The sequence below is a fragment of the Mesorhizobium sp. P2_E6 genome (assembly GCF_056403835.1).
Window position 1 is genome coordinate 40325 of the sequence record NZ_JBFUEQ010000006.1, and the last position, 22488, is coordinate 62812.

The 22488-nt window shown below is 64.1% G+C and carries 25 protein-coding genes; 6 read left to right on the plus strand and 19 right to left on the minus strand.

The genetic code is table 11. The features are described 5' to 3' along the window. Positions 1 to 43 precede the first annotated feature (43 nt). The gene (locus AC1D08_RS16115) at positions 44 to 3217 is read left to right on the plus strand and encodes an efflux RND transporter permease subunit (protein ID WP_477227709.1); all 3174 of its coding nucleotides are present in this window, start codon (positions 44 to 46) and stop codon (positions 3215 to 3217) included. Between the two features lie 96 nt (positions 3218 to 3313). Next, positions 3314 to 3472: a DUF3309 family protein gene (locus tag AC1D08_RS16120; protein ID WP_095089435.1), complete on the plus strand. Its 159-nt coding sequence runs from the start codon at positions 3314 to 3316 to the stop codon at positions 3470 to 3472. 71 nt (positions 3473 to 3543) lie between these two features. Here the strand turns inward: AC1D08_RS16120 and AC1D08_RS16125 are convergent, their stop codons facing one another. After that, positions 3544 to 4503 carry an SDR family oxidoreductase gene (locus AC1D08_RS16125; RefSeq protein ID WP_477227710.1) on the minus strand — a complete coding sequence of 320 codons (960 nt, stop codon included), beginning with the start codon at positions 4501 to 4503 and terminating at the stop codon, positions 3544 to 3546. 96 nt (positions 4504 to 4599) lie between these two features. On the opposite strand from AC1D08_RS16125, the gene AC1D08_RS16130 reads away from it, so the two are divergent. Next, complete coding sequence (locus AC1D08_RS16130; RefSeq protein ID WP_457153229.1) at positions 4600 to 5514, plus strand: LysR family transcriptional regulator; 915 nt, start codon at positions 4600 to 4602, stop codon at positions 5512 to 5514. On the opposite strand, the gene AC1D08_RS16135 is transcribed toward AC1D08_RS16130, so the two are convergent. From AC1D08_RS16135 to AC1D08_RS16145, 3 genes are all read right to left on the minus strand, one after another. Next, positions 5472 to 6653, minus strand: a complete 1182-nt coding sequence (locus tag AC1D08_RS16135; protein ID WP_457153228.1) for an MFS transporter — start codon at positions 6651 to 6653, stop codon at positions 5472 to 5474. The genes AC1D08_RS16130 and AC1D08_RS16135 overlap by 43 nt on opposite strands. Positions 6654 to 6783: 130 nt before the next feature. After that, positions 6784 to 7092 carry a DUF1244 domain-containing protein gene (locus AC1D08_RS16140; RefSeq protein WP_457153227.1) on the minus strand — a complete coding sequence of 103 codons (309 nt, stop codon included), beginning with the start codon at positions 7090 to 7092 and terminating at the stop codon, positions 6784 to 6786. 18 nt (positions 7093 to 7110) lie between these two features. Next, a complete protein-coding gene (locus tag AC1D08_RS16145) occupies positions 7111 to 7908 on the minus strand; it encodes an N-formylglutamate amidohydrolase (protein ID WP_457153226.1) in 798 nt (265 codons plus the stop codon). A gap of 323 nt (positions 7909 to 8231) precedes the next feature. Here AC1D08_RS16145 and AC1D08_RS16150 point away from each other — a divergent pair, with 323 nt between their 5' ends. Both AC1D08_RS16150 and pyk read left to right on the plus strand, forming a co-directional pair. After that, positions 8232 to 8642: a DUF1036 domain-containing protein gene (locus AC1D08_RS16150; protein ID WP_477227838.1), complete on the plus strand. Its 411-nt coding sequence runs from the start codon at positions 8232 to 8234 to the stop codon at positions 8640 to 8642. Next, positions 8639 to 10075: a pyruvate kinase gene (gene pyk / locus AC1D08_RS16155; protein WP_477299971.1), complete on the plus strand. Its 1437-nt coding sequence runs from the start codon at positions 8639 to 8641 to the stop codon at positions 10073 to 10075. Before AC1D08_RS16150 ends, pyk begins: the two co-directional genes overlap by 4 nt. A gap of 25 nt (positions 10076 to 10100) precedes the next feature. Here the strand turns inward: pyk and AC1D08_RS16160 are convergent, their stop codons facing one another. The 3 genes from AC1D08_RS16160 to ykgO all read right to left on the minus strand — a co-directional run bounded on the left by AC1D08_RS16160 (position 10101) and on the right by ykgO (position 12136). Next, complete coding sequence (locus AC1D08_RS16160) at positions 10101 to 11168, minus strand: alpha/beta fold hydrolase (RefSeq protein ID WP_457154862.1); 1068 nt, start codon at positions 11166 to 11168, stop codon at positions 10101 to 10103. A gap of 124 nt (positions 11169 to 11292) precedes the next feature. Then, positions 11293 to 11898, minus strand: a complete 606-nt coding sequence (locus AC1D08_RS16165; protein ID WP_477423549.1) for a tetratricopeptide repeat protein — start codon at positions 11896 to 11898, stop codon at positions 11293 to 11295. 112 nt (positions 11899 to 12010) lie between these two features. Next, positions 12011 to 12136, minus strand: a complete 126-nt coding sequence (gene ykgO / locus AC1D08_RS16170; RefSeq protein WP_006327841.1) for a type B 50S ribosomal protein L36 — start codon at positions 12134 to 12136, stop codon at positions 12011 to 12013. Positions 12137 to 12365: 229 nt separating this feature from the next. On the opposite strand from ykgO, the gene AC1D08_RS16175 reads away from it, so the two are divergent. Continuing rightward, a complete protein-coding gene (locus tag AC1D08_RS16175; RefSeq protein WP_457152385.1) occupies positions 12366 to 12788 on the plus strand; it encodes a lysozyme inhibitor LprI family protein in 423 nt (140 codons plus the stop codon). 15 nt (positions 12789 to 12803) lie between these two features. Here AC1D08_RS16175 and AC1D08_RS16180 read toward each other — a convergent pair whose 3' ends face one another. The 12 genes from AC1D08_RS16180 to AC1D08_RS16235 all read right to left on the minus strand — a co-directional run bounded on the left by AC1D08_RS16180 (position 12804) and on the right by AC1D08_RS16235 (position 22487). Then, complete coding sequence (locus AC1D08_RS16180; RefSeq protein WP_457152384.1) at positions 12804 to 13880, minus strand: 5-(carboxyamino)imidazole ribonucleotide synthase; 1077 nt, start codon at positions 13878 to 13880, stop codon at positions 12804 to 12806. Beyond that, entirely contained in the window at positions 13877 to 14374 is a 498-nt protein-coding gene (gene purE, locus AC1D08_RS16185) for a 5-(carboxyamino)imidazole ribonucleotide mutase (RefSeq protein ID WP_457152383.1), read from the minus strand. Before purE ends, AC1D08_RS16180 begins: the two co-directional genes overlap by 4 nt. 117 nt (positions 14375 to 14491) lie before the next feature. Beyond that, complete coding sequence (locus AC1D08_RS16190) at positions 14492 to 15385, minus strand: ribokinase (RefSeq protein WP_457152382.1); 894 nt, start codon at positions 15383 to 15385, stop codon at positions 14492 to 14494. Further along, on the minus strand, positions 15382 to 16257 hold the full coding sequence (locus AC1D08_RS16195) for a MurR/RpiR family transcriptional regulator (RefSeq protein ID WP_457152381.1): 876 nt from the start codon (positions 16255 to 16257) through the stop codon (positions 15382 to 15384). Before AC1D08_RS16195 ends, AC1D08_RS16190 begins: the two co-directional genes overlap by 4 nt. Positions 16258 to 16270: 13 nt before the next feature. Continuing rightward, a complete protein-coding gene (locus AC1D08_RS16200) occupies positions 16271 to 17260 on the minus strand; it encodes a sugar phosphate isomerase/epimerase family protein (RefSeq protein ID WP_457152380.1) in 990 nt (329 codons plus the stop codon). 208 nt (positions 17261 to 17468) lie between these two features. Further along, positions 17469 to 18380 carry an anti-sigma factor family protein gene (locus tag AC1D08_RS16205; RefSeq protein WP_457152379.1) on the minus strand — a complete coding sequence of 304 codons (912 nt, stop codon included), beginning with the start codon at positions 18378 to 18380 and terminating at the stop codon, positions 17469 to 17471. Next, positions 18377 to 18916 carry a sigma-70 family RNA polymerase sigma factor gene (locus AC1D08_RS16210; protein ID WP_457152378.1) on the minus strand — a complete coding sequence of 180 codons (540 nt, stop codon included), beginning with the start codon at positions 18914 to 18916 and terminating at the stop codon, positions 18377 to 18379. Before AC1D08_RS16210 ends, AC1D08_RS16205 begins: the two co-directional genes overlap by 4 nt. A gap of 46 nt (positions 18917 to 18962) precedes the next feature. Beyond that, positions 18963 to 19163, minus strand: a complete 201-nt coding sequence (locus AC1D08_RS16215; protein ID WP_095089408.1) for a plastocyanin/azurin family copper-binding protein — start codon at positions 19161 to 19163, stop codon at positions 18963 to 18965. Positions 19164 to 19312: 149 nt separating this feature from the next. Then, positions 19313 to 20518, minus strand: a complete 1206-nt coding sequence (locus tag AC1D08_RS16220; RefSeq protein ID WP_457152377.1) for an aminotransferase class V-fold PLP-dependent enzyme — start codon at positions 20516 to 20518, stop codon at positions 19313 to 19315. A gap of 23 nt (positions 20519 to 20541) precedes the next feature. Continuing rightward, the gene (locus AC1D08_RS16225) at positions 20542 to 21003 is read right to left on the minus strand and encodes a RidA family protein (RefSeq protein ID WP_095089405.1); all 462 of its coding nucleotides are present in this window, start codon (positions 21001 to 21003) and stop codon (positions 20542 to 20544) included. Positions 21004 to 21039: 36 nt separating this feature from the next. After that, positions 21040 to 21834 carry an amino acid ABC transporter ATP-binding protein gene (locus tag AC1D08_RS16230; protein WP_457152376.1) on the minus strand — a complete coding sequence of 265 codons (795 nt, stop codon included), beginning with the start codon at positions 21832 to 21834 and terminating at the stop codon, positions 21040 to 21042. 2 nt (positions 21835 to 21836) lie between these two features. Continuing rightward, positions 21837 to 22487: an amino acid ABC transporter permease gene (locus AC1D08_RS16235; protein WP_457152375.1), complete on the minus strand. Its 651-nt coding sequence runs from the start codon at positions 22485 to 22487 to the stop codon at positions 21837 to 21839. Between the last annotated feature and the right edge of the window lies 1 nt (position 22488).

Below are 22488 nucleotides of genomic sequence, written 5' to 3' on the forward strand. Positions count from 1 at the left end.
CGGCTGCGACGCAGCTCCTGAAATTCGAAAACAGGCGTTAGCCATGGATATCGTCAGACTCGCAATCAACAATGCCCGCCTGACCATCTCGGTTCTGGTCTTCCTTCTGCTCGCAGGCTGGGTTGCTTATCAGTCAACGCCAAAGGAAGCGGAACCAGACGTTCCGATTCCGATGATGTATGTCAGCCTGATCTATCAAGGCATTTCGCCCGAGGATTCGGAGCGTCTTCTGCTGCGGCCGATGGAAAGCAAGCTGAAGAGCCTGAAGGGCCTCAAGGAAATGCGCTCAGCCGCCTTCCAGGGCGGCGGCTACGTGCTGGTCGAGTTCCAGCCGCAGACCAATCTGGCGACGGCACTGCAGGACACGCGCAGCAAGGTGCAGGATGGCAAGGCCGACCTCCCGCAGGCGGCTGAAGAACCTGTTGTTACCGAGGTCAATATCTCCGAATTCCCCGTCCTCGTCGTCACCCTGTCAGGCGAATTGCCCGAGCGTGTGCTGACCGCTGCCGCGCGCGAACTGCGCGACCGCATCGAAGAAGTGCCCGGCGTTCTCGAAGGCTCGCTGCAGGGCGCGCGCGACGACCTCGTCGAGGTCGTCATCGACCCGATGAAGCTGTCTTCCTACGGGCTGCAGCTCGATCAGCTGATCGGTGCGGTCGGCAACTCCAACAGCCTGGTCGCCGCCGGCAATATCGAGGGCTCCGAGGGCAAGTACGCCGTCAAGGTGCCGTCGCTGATCGAGACGCCCGAGGATGTGGCGGCGCTGCCGGTGGTCGCCGGCCCCAATGCCGTGGTTCAGGCCAAGGACATCGCGACGATCCGCTCCACCTTCAAGGATGCCGAGACGGTGACCCGCCTCAACGGCAAGCCTGCCATCGCCATCGAAGTGAAAAAGCGCATCGGCGCCAACCTGATCGACACGCTCGCCAAGGTCAGGGAGGTCTCCGACGCCTTCGTCAAGACCATGCCGCAAGGCATGAATGTCACCTACACGCAGGACAAGTCGGTCTTCGTCAACCAACTGCTCGGCGATCTGCAGAACCATGTGATGATCGCCGTCATCCTGGTGTTCATCGTCATCCTCTACGCGCTGTCCGGCCGTGCCTCATTGTTGATCGGCCTGGCCATTCCATCATCGTTCCTGATCGGCATCCTGTTGCTTGCGATGATGGGTTACACGATCAACATGATCGTGCTGTTCAGCCTGATCCTGGCGGTCGGCATGCTTGTCGACGATGCCATCATCGTCACCGAATTCGCCGAGCGGCGGATGGGCGAGGGCATGCCGAAGGCGGAAGCTTTCGCGCTTGCTGCCAAGCGCATGGCCGGTCCGGTCATCGCCGCGACGATGACGCGCATCGCCGCCTTCTCGCCGCTGCTGTTCTGGCCGGGCATCATCGGCGACTTCATGAAGTACATGCCGATCACGCTGATTGTCACGCTGTCGGCGTCGATGCTCTACGCGCTGGTGTTCGCGCCGACGCTGGGGGCGATCTTCGCCAAGGCACCCGAGCACCATGCGGATGACAATCGCGACGGCTGGTACATGGCCATCGTCAAGCAGGCGGTGCGGTTCCCCATCACCGTGCTGGTGCTGACCGTGGCGCTGCTGTTCGGCGTCGGCTTTGCCTATTCGAAATATGGCGCCGGTGTCGAGTTTTTCCCCAGTGTCGAGCCAGACTACGGCCTGCTCTACGTGCACGCTCGCGGCAACCTTTCGCTGGCCGAAATGGATACCGCGACCAAGACCGCCGAAAACAGGCTGCTCGGCTGGCCCGGCATCAAATCGGTCTACACCCGCGTCGGCAAGACGCAAGGCGGCGGGCAGGATGTTCCGGAAGACGTGGTCGGCGTCATTCAGTATGAATTCATCGACTGGCGCGAGCGCAAGTCGGCGAACCAGATCCTGAGCGATTTGCGCGGCGTCATGGCCGGCATTCCCGGTGTCGATGTCGAGGTTCGTGTACCTGAAGCCGGTCCGCCAACCGGCAAGCCGATCCAGATCAGGCTTTCGGCGATCGATCCCAAGGGGCTTGACGACAAGGCGCGCGCCGTCGCGGCGCGCATTGCCAAGGTGCCCGGCGTCATCGACATTTCCGACGGCCTGCCGCCGCCCGGCGTCGACTGGGCGCTCGAGGTCGACCGCGCCAAGGCGGCGCAGTACGGCATCAGCCCGACTTCCGTGGGAACCGTGGTGCAACTGGTGACCAACGGCCTGAAGCTCTCGGAATACCGGCCGGCCGGCGCCGACGATGCCGTCGACATCCGGCTGCGCCTGCCCGAAGACCGGCGCACACTGTCGACGCTCGACGAGTTGAGGGTACAGACCTCGCAAGGTTCGGTGCCGATCTCGAATTTCGTCGTGCGTAAGCCCGAACCGACCGTTGGTATCCTCAACCGCATCGACGGCGCCCGCACGGTGGTCGTCCAAGCAAACGTCGCCGCCGGCACCCAGGTCGCGGCCGTGCAGCAGGAGGTCACCAAGGCTGTCGCCGATATGGATCTCGGCAGCGGCATACGCTGGAAGCTGGCCGGTTCCAACGAGGACAGTGCGGAGGCCAGCGCCTTCCTCGGCAAGGCCTTCGGCGCGGCCATCTTCCTGATCTTCCTCGTACTGCTGATGCAGTTCAACAAATTCACCAGCGTGCTGATGGTGCTGTCCTGCGTGGTCATGGCGACGATCGGCGTGTTCCTGGGGCTGCTGTTGACGGGAGAGGCCTTCGGCATCGTGATGTCGGGCATCGGCGTGATCGCGCTGGCCGGTGTGGTGGTGAACAACAACATCGTGCTGATCGACACCTATGACCGGCTGCGTGAAGAAGGCTGGGACAAGATGGAAGCGGTGCTGCAGACCTGCCGCGAACGGGCCCGTCCCGTGGTGCTGACGGCGGTGTCGGCGATCCTCGGCGTGCTGCCGATCGCCTTTGGCCTCGGTCTCGAAATCTTCCATCATGAGACGACCATCAACGCGCCGTCGACGCAATGGTGGATCTCGCTGTCGTCGGCGATCGTCTTCGGCCTGTCCTTTGCGACCTTGCTGACGCTGGTGGTGACGCCGTCGATGCTGATGATCTTCACGCGCAGCAAGAACAGCCGCTTCTACGCGTTTTTCCGTCGGTTATTCCGGCGCGGCAAGGGAAAGGTCTCGTCGACCGAGACGCCCGATACGGATGTGGGCAGCGAGCCGGCTATCGCCTTTCCGAAGGCAGCCGAATAGACCTGCCTGCGAACCTCCGACGCAAAGGCCGCCCGGAACAACCGGGCGGCCTTTTGCATTGTCCCTTGAGCAAAATGTCAGTGCGGGGAGTTCTTTATGCCGATCACCACCATCCTCATCATCGTCCTGATCCTTGTCCTCATTGGCGCGATACCGGCCTGGCCGCATTCGCGCTCCTGGGGTTATGGGCCGTCGGGCATTGTCGGTGTCGTGCTGGTGGTGCTTCTGGTGCTGCTGTTGATGGGGCGGCTCTGAGCCGCCCTCATTCGGTGGCGAGATGGGTGTGGACAGACGGGCGGGCATAGCTGCGCCCGCCGACGTGCCTATCAGGCAGCTTTCGCAACGCCATTCACCGTGGCGATGCCGATGTCCTCGAGAGCCTCGGCGACCGCCTGATCCAACGGCGTGTGCGGAGTCTCGCCGATGATATGTTCCAGCCGCGTCGAGACCAGCCGATGCGGCTCGAAGCGCAGATAGGACATCGAGACGATCTCGCGCCACATCGCCACGAACGGGCTGCCGGCACGCAGCACCCACCAAGGCATCGAGGTCATCTTGAGTGCTCGGCCAAGCGCCTTCTCTGACGCGGCCTTGAGTTCCAGATCGGTGATTGCATGGCCTGGAAAGTTCAGCGCCTCATAGAAGCCGAGCTTGTCGAGATTGCGCGCCAACGCGACGAAGCCTACGGCGAAGTCCGGCAGGTAAGCCCATTCATGCACCAGATCGACCGGACCGGGCGCGGTATAGATGCCCTTGTTCATCTTGGCGGCGACGACCAGATCGAACCATGACCCGCTGCCGGTGCCGCCGAAGAAGTCGCCGGCCCGCAAGAGAATGGTGCGGACACGTCCGGCCTTCGCCTCGCGGCGGAATAGGTCTTCCATGGCACAGCGGATGCGGCCCTTTTCCGTCGTCGGGTGGAAGGGCGTGTCCTCGGTGATCACCGCCGGCATCGGCGAGCCGTAATTGTAGACGGTGCCGGGGAAGAGGTGCAGCGCGCCGTTCGCGTGGCAGGCGGCCATGACGTTTTCGGCCATCGGCAGGCACTTGCCCCAGTCGGTGTAGATCGGGTTGAGGCCGTTGAAGATGATGTCGACGCCTTGCGTGGCGCGGATCAGGGCTTCGCGGTCGAGCGCGTCGCCGGCAACGGCCGTGGCGCCCTTGAGTTCGGCCGGCACCTTACCGCTGCGGGTGATGGCGCGGACGTCATAACCCGCATCGATGAAGGCCCTGGCGACCACACGGCCGAGCCGGCCATTGGCACCGAGAATTGCGATCTTGGTCATTTTTTGTCTCCGTGTCGATGTTTTGCAGCTCGAATATGGTCTCCTCGTGGGCGAATGGAAATTGACTATGTATGGAGGTTTGATATTCATAAATGAATGAAAGAAATCGACTGGAACTTGATCAAGAGCTTTGTCACTGTGGCTGAGACCGGCAGCCTGTCGGCCGCCGCTCGGAAGCTCTCGGCCAGCCAGCCGACGCTTGGCCGCCATATCGCCGAGCTTGAGCAGGCGCTTGACATCACGCTGTTCCGGCGTGGGCGCCGCGGCTATGAACTGACGGAAGCCGGCAGCACGCTGTTCGAGCGCGGCAAGGCGGTGAGCGAGCAGGCAAGCGCCTTTTCGCTGCTGGCGCTGGGGTCGGTCGAGGCGATCGAAGGCACGGTGCGCATTGCCGCCAGCGAGGTGGTGGCAGCTTATGTGCTGCCGGAGATAACGGCGCGGCTCGGCATCGAGGAGCCCGGCATCGAGGTCGAGATCGTTGCTTCGAACCAGGTCGAGAACCTGTTGCGCCGCGATGCCGACATCGCCATCCGCATGGTCAAGCCGGGGCAGAACGAGTTGCTGGCGCGCAAGGTCTGCGATATCAGGCTCTGCGCCTGCGCGGCCAAATCCTATCTCGACAGGCGCGGCCGCCCGCTGGAGCCTGCCGACCTTGTCGAGCACGCCCTTATCGGCTTCGACCGCAGCGACGAGATGATCAGGGGCTTCACCCAGTATAGTATCCCTGTCACCCGGAACAGCTTCCGCTTCAGGGCCGACAACCAGATCGTCTTGTGGGAAGCTGTGCGGGCGGGAAACGGCATTGGCCTCGGCCAGGAGCCGCTGGCCGACCGTGATCCATTGATGGAAAAGGTGCTGCCTGGCCTGCCGCTGCCGGTGCTGCCGGTATGGCTGGCCATGCATCGCGACGTGCGCACCAGCGTGCGCATCCGCCGCGTGGCGGATTTCCTCTACGAGGAACTCAAATGCTACTCGGCCGGCGTGGCGTCGGGCGCGAATTCGGCGCGGTGAGCAAGCCCGGCCATCAGCAGCACGACGACCAGTAGCCCCGACATGGCGATGAAGATCGGGCCGAAGCTGAAATGCTCGGCAACGAAACCGATCGCCGACGGTGCCACCAAAATGCCGGAATAGCCCATGGTGGTGACCACGCTCATGCCGGTGCCCGACGACATGCCTTCCTGGTTGCCGCCAGCCGAAAAGATGATCGGCACCATGTTGGCGATGCCGAAGCCGCACAAGGCAAAGGCCGCGATAGCAAGCCAGGGCGAGGGTGACAGCCCGGCGATCAGCATGCCGGTGGCAGCGACGAGCGCCGACGCGCGCAACGTCATCACCGCGCCGAGGCGGTTGCGAACGCCGTCGCCGAAGAAGCGCATGATCGCCATGACACCTGAGAAGGCTGCATAGGCGAGACCGGCAACGGCAAGGTCTGCACCAAGTTCCTGCCTGAGATACAGTGCCGCCCAGTCGAGCACCGCGCCTTCGGAGATCATCGTCAGCAGCGCCATCAGGCCGACGAGGTAGACCAGCGGATTTCCCGGCAGCGCGAATTTGTGATGCTCGGTCGCCTGCGGCCTGTCCTCGGCGACCAGATGGCGAACCGCCACCGCGATCACCGCGAAGGCGAGCGCTGTCACCACCGCAGCGTGAGCGAGGTGGCCGTAGTGCTGGATGGCAAAGCCGCCAAGGCCGCCGCCGGCGAAACCGCCAAGGCTCCAGAAGCCGTGCGAGGATGACATGATGGCGCGCGAAAGCCGCCGTTCGACCACCACCGCATTGGCATTCATGGCGACGTCCATGCCGCCGATCGAGCCGCCGAAGATGAACATGGCGATAGCCGCCAGCGGCACGTTGGGGGCCAGCGCCACAACCAGCAGCCCAAGGCTGCCGCAAAGACCGAACCAGCGCAGCACGGTGCGCGAACCATGTTTCGAGATTAGGTGGCCGCACCAGGTCATAGCGGTGACCGCGCCGGCGCCGAACAGCAGGATCAGCAGGCCGAGCGTGAACTTCGTGATCTCCAGCCGTGTCAGAAACACCGGGATCTGCGGCGCCCAGCTGCCGGTCAGGAAGCCGTTGGCGAGGAAAATGGCTGCCACGGCCCATCGTCCGCGAATGGCAGTCTGGATGGCGTTTTGCGCGTCCATGGCTCGAATCCGGTCAAGAAATAGCTTTGCGCGGCAAATTAGATCGATTCAATTTTCAGTCAAGCGGTCTTTCGGAAAAGCATTTGGGCCAAACACAGCCTTGGAAATGGCCGGTAATGTCGAGGGCTAATTAGTGGTCCTTGGGCCGCCGCGCCTCGAATTCAGCCTTCTTGGCATCGGAGGCCTCGGTCTGGTTGATCGCCTGCCATTCAGCATAGGGCATGCCGTAGACGATCTCGCGCGACTGGTCCTTGGACAGGCCGACGCCTTCGGCCTCAGCGGCTTCGCGATACCAGTTCGACAGGCAGTTGCGGCAGAAGCCGGCGAGGTTCATCAAGTCGATGTTCTGTACGTCGTTGCGCTCGCGCAGGTGTTCGACCAGCCGGCGAAAGGCGGCAGCCTCGAAATCGCGCTTCTGCTCGTCGCTGAGTTCGGTCATCGAAACCTCCTTGCGGCTTTAAAGCGGCCCGGTGCGGGAGCCGAATTGCTTGACCACATGTATATCGGGACGGCGGTCGATCGCGTCAACGATCGGCGCCAGGCGCTGCGCCCAGGCGATCGCGCCCGTCTGGTCCGATATCAGGTCCTGGCGGATCTCGATCAGCGCATGGGCGAAGCCGTTGATGATGGCGTGCTTGTACATGGTGTCGCCGCGCAACGCGCCGTCATAGGGTTCGTTGTCGCCAACCACGAGGCTCTTGTCGGCGGCCAGCATGTCGATCAGCGGCCGCGCCACCCGGTCATCCCGATCCCACAGGATGCCGACATGCCAGGGACGTTGGATCCCTTGCATGGCCGGGGTGAAGGAATGCACCGAGAAGATGAAGGGCGTCTGGGCAGAGGCCTGCGCGACCGAGGCAATCATGGCGCCGACGGCGTCGTGATAGGGCCGGTAGAAGGCGTCGAGCCGCCTTTCGCGCTCCTCGGCAGCAATTGGGTAATTCCCGGGCACGACGGTGCCGTCATAAAGCTGGCGAATGAGCGTCGGATCGTCCTCGCCGCGGTTGGGGTCGATCAGCAGCCGCGAGAAATTGGCGAGCACCGCCGGCACGCCGAGCAAGGCAGCCAGTTCGCGCGTCACCGCCTCGACGCCGATATCATAGGCGATGTGACGGTCGAACTCCGCGGCCGGCAGGCCGAGGCTGCCATAGTTCTCCGGCAGATCGCGGCGGGCATGGTCGCCCAGAAGCACAATGCCTCGCTTGCGGTCGCCTTCGACGATGTCGAAAGGCGCGAAAACTGTGGATCGGGTCATTGGCGGGAAATGGTCTGTTCGCTGGCTTCCGGGGAGGGTGCTATCGTCATTCCACGAAGACGACGCTTGCGCAATGCCGTTGTTTGGCCAAGGTTTCCCGGGAAATCTGGCAGAAGTCGGCGAATTGTGCGCCGGAGCCTTTCTAAATCGATTGGAATTGGACAAAACGGCGCGTTGACATGCGCCCGGACTTTTCCGAAAAGGGGCGCAGAGAGATGCAGATGTGGTTCTTGAGGGGTTTTCGGATGGGTTCCGCCGGCAGGCAGCGCGGGCGCTCTGCCTTTGCCACGCCGCTCCTGATCCTTGCCGTGGGCCTGTCGGCGATGGTCATGGCCTCGCCGGCGCGCGCCGATTTCCGTGTCTGCAACGCCACGCAGAACCTGGTCGGCGTCGGCATCGGCTATCGCGCCAAGGCCGGCTGGATCACCGAGGGCTGGTGGCACATCGAGGGATCGAGCTGCAAGACGCTGATCGAAGGGCCGCTGTCATCAAGGTTTTACTATCTTTATGCAGAAGACGCCGAACGCGGTGGACGCTGGGACGGCCCGATCAACATGTGCGTGGCTGAAAAAGAGTTCAAGATCGCGGGCGTAACCGATTGCGTCGCACGGGGCTTTCAGCGCGCCGGATTCCAGGAATATGACACGGGCGAACAGGCAAGCTGGATGGTCCAGCTGACCGATGAGCCCGCAACGGGAGGCGCTCCAGCCACCCCGGGAACAAACAGTCAATGAGACGTAGCCGCAAGGTCAAGATCCTAGCCACCATCGGTCCGGCCTCCTCGTCGGAGGAGATGCTGAAGAAATTGTTCGAAGCGGGCGCCGATGTGTTCCGCATCAATATGAGCCATACCGATCACGAGCTGATGCGCACGCTGGTCGGACGCATCCGTACCGTCGAGGAAGCGGTCGGCCGGCCGATCGGTATTCTGGCCGACCTGCAAGGCCCCAAGCTGCGCGTCGGCAAGTTCGCCAATGGCAAGGAAGTGCTGACCGTCGGCCAGACCTTCACGCTCGACAACAATCCCGAGCCGGGCACATCAACCAGGGTCTACCTGCCGCATCCCGAAATCCTGAGCTCGGTAGAAGCTGGTCATCGCTTGCTGATCGATGACGGCAAGCTCGAATTGAAGGCGGTGAGAAGCGACGGCAAGTCGATCGTCTGCACGGTCATTGCCGGCACCACGATTTCCGACAAGAAAGGCGTCAGCCTGCCAGATACCGATCTGCCGGTCGGCGCGCTGACCGAGAAGGACCGCAAGGATCTCGATGCCGTTCTGTCGACGGGCGTCGACTGGGTTGCGCTGTCGTTCGTGCAGCGGCCGGAGGATCTGGCCGAAGCGCGCAAGATCGCGCGCGGCCGGGCACTGATCATGGCCAAGATCGAAAAGCCGCAGGCCGTTGCGCGGCTGGCCGAGATTATCGAACTGTCCGATGCCCTGATGGTCGCCCGCGGCGATCTCGGTGTCGAAATGCCGCTCGAGGCGGTGCCTGGCATCCAGAAGCAGATCACGCGCGCCGCGCGCCGCGCCGGCAAGCCGGTGGTGGTTGCAACGCAGATGCTGGAATCGATGATCACCGCCCCCGTGCCGACCCGCGCCGAGGTGTCCGATGTGTCGATCGCCGTCTTCGAAGGCGCCGATGCCATCATGCTGTCGGCGGAGTCCGCCGCAGGCGCCTATCCGGTCGAAGCGGTGGCGATGATGGACCGCATCGCCACCAAGGTCGAAACCGATCCGACCTATGCCGGCATCATCAACGCGCAGCGCTCCGAGCCGGAAGCAACCGGCGCCGACGCCATTTCGCTGGCCGCCCGCGAGATCGCCGAGACGCTGAAACTGTCGGCAATCATCACCTACACGGCGTCCGGCACCACCGGCCTGCGCGCCGCCCGCGAGCGTCCGCAGGTGCCGATCATCGCGCTGTCGCCGATCCTCAACACGGCGCGGCGGCTGTCGCTGCTGTGGGGCACTCATTGCGTCGTCTCGCCCGATGCCAGCGACCTCGACGACATGGTCAACCGCGCGTGCCGCATCGCCTTCGACGAAGGTTTCGGCAAGCCGGGCGATCGTGTCATCATCACCGCCGGCGTGCCACTGAGGACCCCCGGTTCGACCAACATGCTGCGCATCGCCTATGTCGGGTCGGACGTGCAAAGCAGCCGGTAGAGAGGTTCGCCTGAACGTAGCGTGATCAGGTCGGCGCGAGTTCGGCCTGCGGCACCTTGAGGTCGGCGCATTTGCCGGCGCCATAGGCGTCGCCGGCGATACGCGCTTCCACGGTCCTGGCCATCGCCTGCAGGTCGATATCCTTGCCGGCGGCCTTCTCGATGGCGCCGACGACAAGGTCCGGGGCAATCCAGTCCGGCTTGTGGCCGAGATTGTGCACCCAGACCAGCTTGGCGCCGGCAATGTCGCGGACGAGGCCGACCGAGTGAATCTGCGCATAGACGACCTTGTCGCGATCGCCCGAAATGACCACGGTCGGCGCCTTGATCTCGGCGTAGTGGGGGGCGGCACCAAGGGCATAGCGATAGAGCCCGGCGACGTCGGTGGCGTTGGCACGAAAGGCCGGTGGCCGCAGCACCAGCGGGATCGAGGCGGTGGCGAGGTAATTGTCCGGCACCTTGTTGGGCGAGAAGACGCAGGTCGTGGCATCAGCCATCTGCAGCGTTCCCGCGGGATAGCTCAGCGTTTCGGTGAACAGCCGGCCGATCACCGGAATGGTCGTCAGATCATAGTACCAGGAGGTTGCACCGCCAGGCCAGGGATGGGTCGCCGGCGCAAGAAAGACCAGCCCAAGCGTCTTGTCGGCATGCTCGCGGCCAAACGCGGTGGTCGCGGCGGCGCCAAAGGAATGGCCGACGACGACAGCTTTCTTCATGCCGAGACGGTCCATCAGCGCGGCGATGGTGATGGCCTGGGCCGACGGGCTTTCGTTGTTGCCCGGGCCACGCTCCGACCAGCCGAAACCCGGCCGGTCGATGAACAGCATTTCGGCGTGGCCTTCGAGCAGCGGCCGCAGCGGCAGCATCTGGTCCCTGAGATTGGCGCTGGCGCCATGAATGAAGACGATAGCCGGCAGCGAGGCATTCGCAGGCGCCGGAATATGCACATAGTGGATGCGGGCGCCATTGATGTCGGCGAAGTCGCCGATCGGCGGATTGCGCCGCTCGATAAGCCAAGAGCCGACGCGGGTGACGCCGACAAGGCCGAAGACAAGCGCCATCAGGAAGGCGAGGGCAGCGTAGATCAGGTTCATGCGGGGAAAATACGGGCTGGAGCGGAATTAGTTCTGGGGCATGCTGACGTTCAGGTGGGGCTGGCCTGCGAACGGCTGGGCTTGACCTGAATCTCAGCATACCCCGGCTGGGAGATCAGAGGCATCAAATGCCTTCGCCGGCAAGCTCTTCCGACAGTGAGGCGACCTGGTCCTGGGCGCTGCGCATCATTGGATAGATGGCCAGCACCTTTTGCCAGGCCTCGAGCGCCGATTGCTTGTGGCCCGTCAGGGCCATGATCTGCGCCAGGCCGGACAGCGCTCCGAAATGGCGCGGCTCGAGCTGCAGCGTATGGTCGATGTCGGACATCGACTTGCCGTAGTTCTTCATCATGAAATGCACGGTGGCGCGCCGGTTCCAGCCTTCGGCATATGTCGGCTTCAAGGTCACCACCTGATCGAGGAAATCGAGCGCGACATCGAATTTCTGGCCTTCGATGGCCTTTTGCGACCAAATCATCATCAGGTCGATCGAGGCGCTGCCGGATTGGAACCACTCGCTCCAGATGTTGCCGGCAATGCGCTCGGCAGCCTTTTCGTTGCGCTCCCGCTTCAGGTCGCTGAACAGCTGGTCGAGATGGGCCTGTTTCGTCATCACCGGCGGCGGGGCATCCGGGGCCGCCGGCGCAGCCGCCTGATCATCCGCCCGAGCCGGTAAGGCGACGGCACCGGAAACGAGAAAGATCGCCAGAAATGCAAAAAGAATCCGCATCGCCCGACTCTAATCCCGGGCGGCGGAACATCAAAGTGATTTTAGCGTGAGAAGGTCGGAGGACCGACGACAAGCATCAATTGGCGGAGGCACGAAGCCTCCGGCCGAAAGCTCAGCCCTGGCGTGCCTTGTAGCGCGGGGCGGTCTTGTTGATGATGTAGACGCGGCCCTTGCGGCGAACCAGCTGGTTGTCGCGATGACGCGCCTTCAGCGCCTTGAGCGAATTCTTGATCTTCATGGTCTTGCCTGTCGGTGTGGACCCGGTCCGGGTCGAAATTTTAAGGCGCGCCAGAAGACGCGCCTTTGAACTGTGGGTGGCTCATAAACGAGGAGCCTTGTCCGTGTCAACCGCAAGCGTGCTCTACCTCGCCATATCATCAAATATCCGCCATGTCGGCCTGGCGGCATTGCGCGGCCTCCAGCCGGCTGGGATGATGCGGTCGCCGTGAAGTGATTTGGGGATGATTATGCGCCGGATTTTCCTGTCCGCCTGCCTTGTCTTGCTGGCGGGAGCTTCGGCTGCCCGGGCGCAGGAATGCGACCGCAGCGACGACAGCCAGCAGATGATGAACATCTGTGCCGGCGTGGACTACCAGGCAGCCGACGCCAGGCTGAACAAGGCCTACCAGGACCTCATCAGCTCGGACGATGCCGACAGCAAGAAATTGCTGCAGGCGGCGCAACGCGCCTGGATCGCCTTCCGCGACGCCGAATGCGCTCACTCCACCGCGGCCAGCGCGGGCGGCTCGATCCATTCGATGGAAGTTTCGCAATGCCTGACCAGGCTGACCAATGACCGCACCAAGCAGCTCGCTGCCGCGGCCAATTGCGAGGAGGGTGACGCGAGTTGCGCCAGTCCTGACGAGGACGAGAGCGGTGACGTACAATAACGCCCGTTCGTGAAGTCAGGCGCGAAGGCTGACCCGGGTGAAATGGCCCATCTTGCGGCCGGGCCGGGCCTCGGCCTTGCCATAGAGATGCAGCATCAGATCGGGCTCGGCGAGCAATTCGGCGACGCGCAGCACATCGTCACCGATCAGGTTTTCCATCACGCAGTCAAAATGGCGTTTCGGGTCTCCCAGCGGCAAGCCGGCGACGGCGCGGATATGCTGCTCAAACTGCGAGGCGATGCAGGCGGCTTCCGTCCAATGGCCGGAATTGTGCACCCGCGGAGCGATCTCGTTGGTCAGCAGCGAACCGTCGGGCAGCACGAAGAACTCGACGCCAATGACGCCGACATAGTCGAGCGCCGACAATATCTTGGATGCTGCCGCCTGTGCCGCGGCGGCTGTCTCGGGCCTAATGGCGGCCGGCAAGGTCGATGTGTGGAGTATGCCTTTGCGGTGGACATTTTCGGCCGGATCGTAGGCGGCGACGGCGCCGTCCAGCCCTCGCGCCGCGATCACTGAAATCTCGCGCTCGAACGGCACGAAGCTCTCCAGGATCAGCGGTACATTGCCCATCGCCTCGCAAGTACCGGCGAAACCGCCAGCCTCCATGTTGCGGAAGACGCGCTGGCCCTTGCCGTCGTAGCCCATGCGGCGTGTCTTCAATATGCCACTGCCGCCGAATGCTTTCAGCGCCGCCGTCAGCTCGTCGTCATTGTCGACGGGGCGGAAATCCGCGGTGGCAATGCCGATGCCATTGAGGAATGTCTTCTCGCTCACCCGGTCCTGCGCGACTTCAAGCGCGCGCGCCGGCGGATAGACCGGAACCTTGGCGGCCAGCTCGCTGGCAGCCGCAACCGGCACGTTCTCGAACTCGTAGGTGATGACGGAACTCGCCGCCGCCAGCTCGGCAAGTGCGGCCGGGTCGTCATAGGCAGCCGTTATCTGCCGGTTGGCGACCTGTGCTGCCGGGCAATCCGCTTGCGGCTCCAGCACCACCGTGCGGTAGCCAAGGCGAGCGGCCGCCATCGCCAGCATGCGGCCGAGCTGGCCGCCGCCAATGATGCCGATGGTCGATCCGGCGGGCAGGCTCACGGTGCATCCGTCGGTTCGACCGCGACCTTGGCGGTCTGCGCGGCGCGCCAGGCATCCAGCCGCGTCGCAAGCTTGTCGTCGTAAAGCGCGAGCACGGCGGCAGCCAGAAGTGCAGCGTTGGTCGCACCGGCCTTGCCGATGGCCAGCGTTCCGACGGGAATGCCGGCCGGCATCTGGACGATCGAGAGCAGCGAATCCTGCCCCGAGAGCGCCTTCGATTCCACCGGCACGCCGAACACCGGCAGCGGCGTCATCGCAGCGGTCATGCCGGGCAGGTGCGCCGCACCGCCGGCGCCGGCGATGATCACCTTGTAACCGGCAGCCTTGGCGCCCTTGGCGAAATCATAGAGACGGTCGGGTGTGCGATGCGCGGAGACGATCAACCGCTTGTGCGGGATGCCCAGTGCCTCCAGCGTTTCAGCCGCATGGCGCATGGTTGCCCAGTCGGACTGGCTGCCCATGATGACGGCGACATCGGCGCGTTGATCGTCCAAGTCCTTGCTCCCCGGCGACAAAGGCGCGCCTTAGCGGAATTCGGACGAAGCCGCAAGGATAGGCGGTCGCCGCTGCCGTTTGGCAAGACGGAAAGTGGGTCCTCCGGAGTCCAGACGTCAGATGCTGCCGCGCTCGGCCTCGGGTGTCGAAACCAGCAAGGCCGAAGCGGCGTTGGCCGCGGTGACGGCGGCCCGCATGGCCTCTCCACGGGCAAGTGCGGCGGCCAGCGCACCAACGAATTCATCGCCCGCGCCATGCGTGCTGACGACCTTGACCGGGATGGCCGGCAACGCGAAGGCGGCACCGGTCCGGTCGCAACAAGCGACGCCCTCGCCGCCCGCCGTCACAATTGCGGTTGGGCAGAGTTCGACCAGAAGTCGCGCCGCTTGCGCGGCACCTTCCAGTGTTTCGACCACAGCCAGACCGGTCAGGAATTCCGCCTCGATGGCGTTGACCACCAGGATGTCGACGAGCGCGATCAGTTCACTGGAGAGTTTGCGCGCGGGGGCGGCATTGAGCAGGACGCGGCAGCCATGTCTCTTCACCGCGCGTGCGGCGGCAATGTTGGCGGCCTCAGGTATCTCGTTCTGCAAAAGCAGTACGGACGTTTGTGCCACTACCTTGGAAGCAGCCGCGATGTCCCTGTCGCCAAGCGTGAGATTGCTGCCCGAAACGATCACCGCGCCGTAGTCGCCGCTTTCGTCGAAGATCGCCACGCTCATGCCGGACCCGGCGCCCGGCGCCAGCCGAACGAAGCGACGGTCGACGCCGGCACGATCGAGATTGGCCAGTAGCGCCCTGCCGAAATCATCGTCGCCGACGGCGCCGATCATCGCCACGCGCATACCGGCCCTTGCCGCCGAAACCGCCTGGTTGCCGCCCTTGCCACCGCATTTCGGGTGCCAGGCATGGCCGGTCACCGTCTCGCCCTTGCGCGGGCGGTCGGGCGCGTCGACCATGATGTCATAGTGCAGGCTGCCGAACACGGTGACCAGCGGCGTTGTCCTCATGAGCCCCGGTCTTTTCGTTTTGATGTCACCGCCGACATGGTGCGGCCGAGATTGCGCTCCGCCGCCTGGTAGTCGCGCTGCGCCACCGCCACGAACAACGCGTCGAGGATGTTGAGCTGGGCAATGCGGGCCGCCGCGTTCTCCCCCATCAGCGGCGAGCCCTGCGCGGTGGAGCACAGCACGACGTCGGCAAACGCGGCCAACGGCGAATTGTTGTAGTTGGTGATAGCGAGCGTGCGGGCGCCGTTCCTGCGGGCAAGCTGGATGGCGTCGATGACAGCCGAAGTATTGCCAGAGTGCGAGAAGCCGACGGCGATGTCGTCTGAGCCGAGCAGCGAGGCCGACATCAGCATCATGTGCGAGTCATCAAAGACATTCGTGCGGATGCCTATGCGCAGGAATTTGTGCGAGACGTCGCGCGCGATCTGCGCCGAACCGCCGACGCCGTAGAAGTCACGATTTCCGGCGCGGTAGAGCAGATCGGTGGCGCGGTCGAAATCCTCGATGTCGAGGATCGCCAGCGTCTCCTCCAGCGCCTGGATGGAGGTGCGGAACACCTTCTGCACGATCTCGGCCGAACTGTCGTCCGAAGACAGTTCCTGGTGCATCTCTGCGGTCGGCAGCCGGCTGTATTCATAGACGGCAGTGCGGAAGTCGCGATAGCCGGAGAAGCCGAGCTTCTTGGTGATCTTGACGACCATAGCTTCCGACACGCCGGATTCCTCGGCGATGCGCTTCAGCGGAATGCTCTCGTCGAAGCCGCGTCGGCCAAAGACCGTTTCCACCACCTTCGCCTCCAGCGGTGTGAGATGTGGCATCATCATGCGGATGCGTGGTCCCACCGCTTTCAGGTCCAGCCCGCTCAAGGTCATCCACGCCCCCTGGTCATACGTCAGGCCCGAGCACGATTTCCTGGATGATGGCCTGCGACGCCACCGCGTCCTGGCGCTCGATGGCGGCGGACAGCCGGTTGTCCTGGTCGATCCGGTCGACGACCCGCAGCATGCGTTTGACGGTGGCAATATTGACCTCGCACTCATGCACCGGATCGAGACCCGTCATGTCGGGGAAGGTGTCGAAATAGATAGCGCCGGCGTAGCCGTCCCTGCGGATCTGCCGGAGCAGTTCGATGGTCTGCAGCGTATGCACGGCGCCGACCATCAGGCCGTCGTCGCGTTTGGCGTAGCCATCATTGAGATGCACGCCAAGCAGCTTGCTGTGGCGCGCCACCACGGCGGCGGCGAAGGCCGGCTGCTCGTCGGCGTAGAGCACATGGGCGAAATCGAGCGTGACGCCGAGATTGGGCAGTCCGACATCGCGGATTGCCAGCAAGGTCGTCGCCGCATCCGGCATCAGGCTGTAGGAGCGCGGCTCGTTGGGCTTGTACTCCAGGCTGATCTGGCAGCCGGGGTCATGCGCGGCTACTTCACGAATTCCGTCAATTTCGTGTTGCCAGAGTGTCGCATAGTCGGCCTGAAAGGCGTAATCGAAGCCATCCTGTCCGAGCCACAGCGTCATCAGGCTGGCGCCGGCCTCGCGCACGGCGTCGATGCCGGCCTTGGTCAGGTCGATGGCTTCGCGGCGCACTGCCGGATCCGGATTGGTGAAGGCGCCGAGCTTGAAGGCCGGGTTGGAGTAGTAGCGCATGGCGAAGCCATTAATGGAAAGGCCAAGGTTGCCCAAGTTTCGCGCGATTTCAGCCGGCCTTTCGCTGACATGGTCGGGGAAATTCAAATCGAGGTCGGTCAGCCCGGCAACCCTGGCAGCGCGCGCTGCCATCTGCATCAGTGACGGCTTGCCGGTGAGATCCGGCCATTCGGCCTGCGGCTGCGAGGCAAAGGAATTCAGGCGCGTGGCGAAACGATTGGCTGTCATGATTGACCCTTCAACGCTCATAACTTCACACAAGCAAAGATATTTGTAAAGTTGTTGGTGCGAGGGCGTTAGAGCGACGGTCAGGCCGCAATCCCGGCCCGGCCGAGCCGCACAAACGCGCGCCGGCAAGCGGCGATTTCCTGACTGGCGCCGTGGGTTGGAGAACCTGTCAGGGCGGCGGCGGGATCAGTGACGAGGCTGGACCTCCTCACACCGCCGCCTTGCGGAAGCGGGCGACGAAGTCGTCGAGTTCGGGGCGCTCCATGTCGGAGATCGCCCAGTAGGAGAACGCGCCGTCGCTCCAGTGCACCAGCGAGAAGCCGCCTGACGAGAGATCGTCAGGTGCTGTGGTGCCGCCGCCCTGCTGCGGTTCGGCGACCAGCGTGATCAGATGCTCGCGGTGGCGGTAGACCAGCGCCGGTACCGGCCGGTCGGCGATCACCTCGACCCGGCCGCCGATCAATGCGTAGCCATCCTGGGCGAGGTCCGGCGCCGGCGGCGACACGCCGATCCGAGCATCTAGCCACGGCTTCACCGTGTGGCGGTCGGACGAGACGATGTCTATCGGGCTCGCCGCAAGCAGGCTGCGGCGATGGCCGCTGGCGACCGCCGCGGCAAAGCTGTCGGACGCGCTGTTGACCATCACCCATTGTGTCGCGCCGCTTGCCAGCACGGCGCTGATCATGATCGACGCTGCCATGGCACGCCAGTCGAACGAGCCGAAGCGGCGTGCCCTAGGCAGGACCCGCGTCTGCGACGGGCGTGTCTCGGCGTTTCGCCTCTGGCCTCCGCCGGTCGGGATAATCAACCCCGGTTGCGCCGGCGGCGCGCCCTGCTGCGGCTCCGCCGGCTCGTCTTGCGTCTGTTGTGCCGTGGCTGCAACGCCGATCGCCGCGATGCGGGCCTGAAAGGCATCGCTGACATCGGGGCGCGGCAAGCGGTTCACCGCCGCATGCAAGGCGACGATGCGAGCGTGTTCGGCGGCAAGCTGCGGGTCGGCGGCGATGCGCCGCTCCACCGCCAGCGCCGCGGCCGCGTCGAGCTCGCCATCAATGAGGGCATGGATCATCAGCCTGATACCTTCGGGATCGTTGGGCAGTCCGTCGTCATGGTTGGTCATGGCGCTCTCCCCAGTTCAGACACAAGCAGGCCGCGGGCACGGGCCAGCCGCGACATCACGGTGCCCATCGGCACGCCGAGCATCGCCGCTATCTCGCGATAGCTGAGGCCGTTGATATCGCGCAGCACCAGCGTCTCGCGAAACGGCTGCGGCAGTGCCGCGATCGCCGCTTCCAATGCCGCCGTGTCGGCCTTGGCGATTAGGCTCGCCTCCGGACCGTCTTCGTCCGGCAGCCTGGTACCGTGCGCAGCCGCCATCTCGTCGAGATCGCCGAGGTCACCGACGGCCAGCATGGCGCGCGGCCGGTTGCGCGACATCCAGGTGTAGGCGGTGTTGCGCACGATGGTCAGCAGCCACGCGCGGGCATTGCCGCCAGCATAGCCGGCAATGCCGGCATGTGCCTTCACGCAGGCTTCCTGCACAACATCTTCGGCATCGGCGGCATTGCCGGTCAACCAGCGGGCGAGCGCAAGCGCATCGCCGAGATGGGGCAGCACCACCTCACCGAAGCGCTCGGCCAGGGCCTTCTCGCTCAACACCGCAGCATGATCCGGCACTCCGGGCAGGTTCTGCCATGCGCCCTCAAGGCGCGACGGTGATCTTGCCCTGCATGTGCGGGTGGAGCCCGCAGAAATAGGCAAAGTCGCCTGCTTTGGTGAAGGTGAATTCATATGTGTCACCGGTGTCAAGCGCCTTGGGGGAGGGACTGACGACGATCATGCACTCCGGCGCGAGACGACAGCTGGTGCCATGGTCGCTGTCATCCTCGCAATGATGGGGCATGTCAGGCTCCTCAACGCCTGCAATGGCGTATGTCGAGGAGACTTGTTCCAGTGACGGTTTATTCCCGCCGGGTGCAAATGGGGCCGTTCACAGTCGCGTGATCAGCCGGTCGTTGCCGCTGCATTTTTGGATGTATGTCGGTTTGGCGCTCAATCCGGCCAGCGCAATGAGCCGGACGAATCCTTGCGGACAGGCTTCATGGCGTCGACGGGCCGGTCGGCCGCGGTCAATACGGCTCGCAGCCGTTCGGCAACGATCTCCGCTTCGCCAGGGTGCAGATTGCACGGGTCGAGGAAGAAATGGCCGCGCTCCACCTCGTGGTTGCGCACAATGATGGGCGGCGGGCCTGCCGCCAGGGCCGAGGCGAGGCCGGCGGCGGTGAACCGGCTCTCGGGCGACACGAAGATCTGCAGCCGGTCGAGCGGATTGGCGGTCGGATCAGGGATGATCTGCGCGACGATGCCCGGCAGGCCCTGCAACGTGTCCTTCCAAAGGTTGAGGGCTGCTTCTTCACGCCGGCGGATGCCGGCATGGTCACGCTTTTCCCAGGCTTCCAGTGCCGCCATGGTGCCGGCGATGCTTTCCTTGCCGACCTTCATGGCGCGTGCGACGCCGCGGTTCTGCAGATAGGCGGCGCGCACCAGATCCTTGCGCCCGGTGACGATGCCGCTGGTTGGTCCGCTGAGGAATTTGTGTCCGCTGTAGATGACGATGTCGGCGCCGCGCTCCAGGAAGCCGCGCAGATCATATTCGGAAGCGGCGTCGACAATCACCGGGACGCCCTTGGCGTGGCAGATTTCGCAGAATTCCTCCAGCGACAGCATGCCGTACTGCACGGTGTGGTGCGCGACGACATAGAGGCCCGCTGCCGTGCGGTCGCGGATCGCGTCGCGCACATGATAGTCCTGGGTCACGCTGACCGTGCCGGCAGGAATGGTCCTTGCTCCGGCCAGCCGGATCGACTGGTCGATCGGCGCGCCGTAATTGACGATGTGACCGAGCTGGACGATGACTTCCGACTTGAGATCCTCGGTGTCGTCCGGCAGGCGCTCGATGGCGAGCAGGTTGGTTCCGGTCATCGCGCCGGCGATCGCCATGGTGATGCCGCTGGCGCAGCAAGCGGTGATGAAACCGGCCTCGCCGCCGGTGAGGCGAGCAACGACCGTGCTTGCGGCGCGCTGCAGATCGTCCATCTCCACCCATTGCGAGGCTATTTCAGCCATGGCGCTGATCGCTTCCGGGACGATGATCGATGCGCCAAGCGCGGTCATCGTGCCGGAGACATTGATGATCGGGCGAAGGCCGAGCCGTTCGCGGATGGTGGTGTTGGAGCCGTCGGCGGAATAGGTGTTCATCTCTCGGATTCCATTTCTAAAGGTCAGGCGGCGATCTCGACGACCGCCTCGATTTCGACGGTGATATTTCCGGGCAAGGAGCCGACCCCGATCGCCGAGCGGGCATGACCGCCGATATTGTCGAAGACATCGGCGAACAGGTCGGAACAACCGTTGACCACCTTTGGGTGATCGCTGAAGGTCGGTATCGCGTTGACGAAGCCGAGCAGCTTGACGATGCGCACGATGCGACCGAGGTCGCCGGCGGCTGCGTGCATGACGGCGAGGAGATTGAGGCCGGTGAGGCGGGCATGCTGATAGGCCTCCTCGACGGTGACATCGTCTCCCACCTTGCCGGTGAACAGCGTGCCGTCGGCCCGCAGCGGTCCTTGACCGGACAGGAAAATCAACCGCCCGCTTTCGGCATGGGTGACGAAGTTGGCGATCGGGGTCGGCGGCTCGGGCAGCGTCAAGCCGAGTTCGGCGAGCCGGATGTAGGGCGTCATCAAATGCTCCTTGCGAACAGCTTTCGCTGTCCAGTGTCAGAAATGCGAGGCGCGGAAGCGCGCCAGGAAAGTGCGGAGGCGCTCGTTGGTGGTCTCTGCCGCGAGAATCTCCTTCGGTGGGCCGACGGCGCTGACGCCACCATCGGCCATGAAGACGATGCGGCTCGAAGCATCGCGGGCGAAGGCCATCTCATGTGTCACCATCAGCATGGTCATGCCGTCCTCGGCGAGGCTGCGCACGACGGCCAGCACTTCGCCGACGAGTTCGGGATCGAGCGCCGAGGTAATCTCGTCAAGCAGCAGGATCTTCGGCTCCATAGCCACGGCGCGCGCAATACCGACGCGCTGCTGCTGGCCGCCTGACAGTTCGGCGGGGAGGCTGTCGGCCTTGTGGGCGAGGCCGACGCGGCCGAGCCAGTGCTCGGCGATCGAGCGCGCCTCGGCTTCGCTTTTTCCACGCACCTTGCGCAGCCCGAGCATGATGTTGCCGGCCGCCGTCAGGTGCGGAAACAGGTTGAAGCTCTGGAACACCATCCCGGTTTCGGCACGCATCGCGGCGAGATCGCGTTCGCTGCGGCGCTCACGGGTTCCCGGGTCGCGAAAGCCCACCTCCTTGCCGTCGATGCGGATCGAGCCGCTGTCGTAGCTTTCCAGGAAGTTGACGCAACGCAGCAGCGTGGTCTTGCCGCTGCCCGAGGGGCCGATGACCGTCACCACCTCGCCGCGCGCCACCTGCAAGCTGACCGAACGCAGGACCTGGACGGCGCCAAAGGATTTGGAAACGTCGCGGACGTCGAGAAGGGCCGGGGTGTCGTTCGAACTTGTGGACATTGCTATTCCCGGATGAAGGAGAAACGCCGTTCGAGCCGCCGGCTGGCGAGCGAAAGGGCATAGTTGACCGCGAAGTAGATGAGCGCACCGAGGATGTAGAGCGGCATGGCCTCGTAGGTGCGGCCGATGACCTGGTTGATGGCCTGCATCAGGTCGGTGATGCCGAGCAGCGACACCAGTGCGCTGCCCTTGACCGCATCGGTGACGCCGTTGATCCAGGGTGGCAGAAAGCGCCTGAACGCCTGCGGGAAGATGACGTAAGCCAAGCGCTGGCGAAAGGTCAGCCCGATCGCCATCGCCGCTTCCGACTGCCCTTTCGGGATCGAGCCGACCGCACCCCTGAGATACTCGATGACCTGCGCCGTTTTGAACAAAGTGAGAGCAAGCACGGCGGCCCAGAACGACGGCAGATGAAGCCCGATCGCGGGCAGGCCGTAATAGACGAAGAACATCAGCACCAGGATTGGAATGCCGCGGATCGTGTCGCTGAAGATGCGCACCGCCAAGCGCAGCGGCGCGGGACCATAAACCAGGCCGACGCCGAGCAGGACGCCGGCGATGAGCGACAGGACCACGACCAGCAGCGACACCCACAAGGTCAAGGCGAAGCCCTGGGCGAGGAACGGTAAGGCATAGGCGATCTGGGTGAGCATG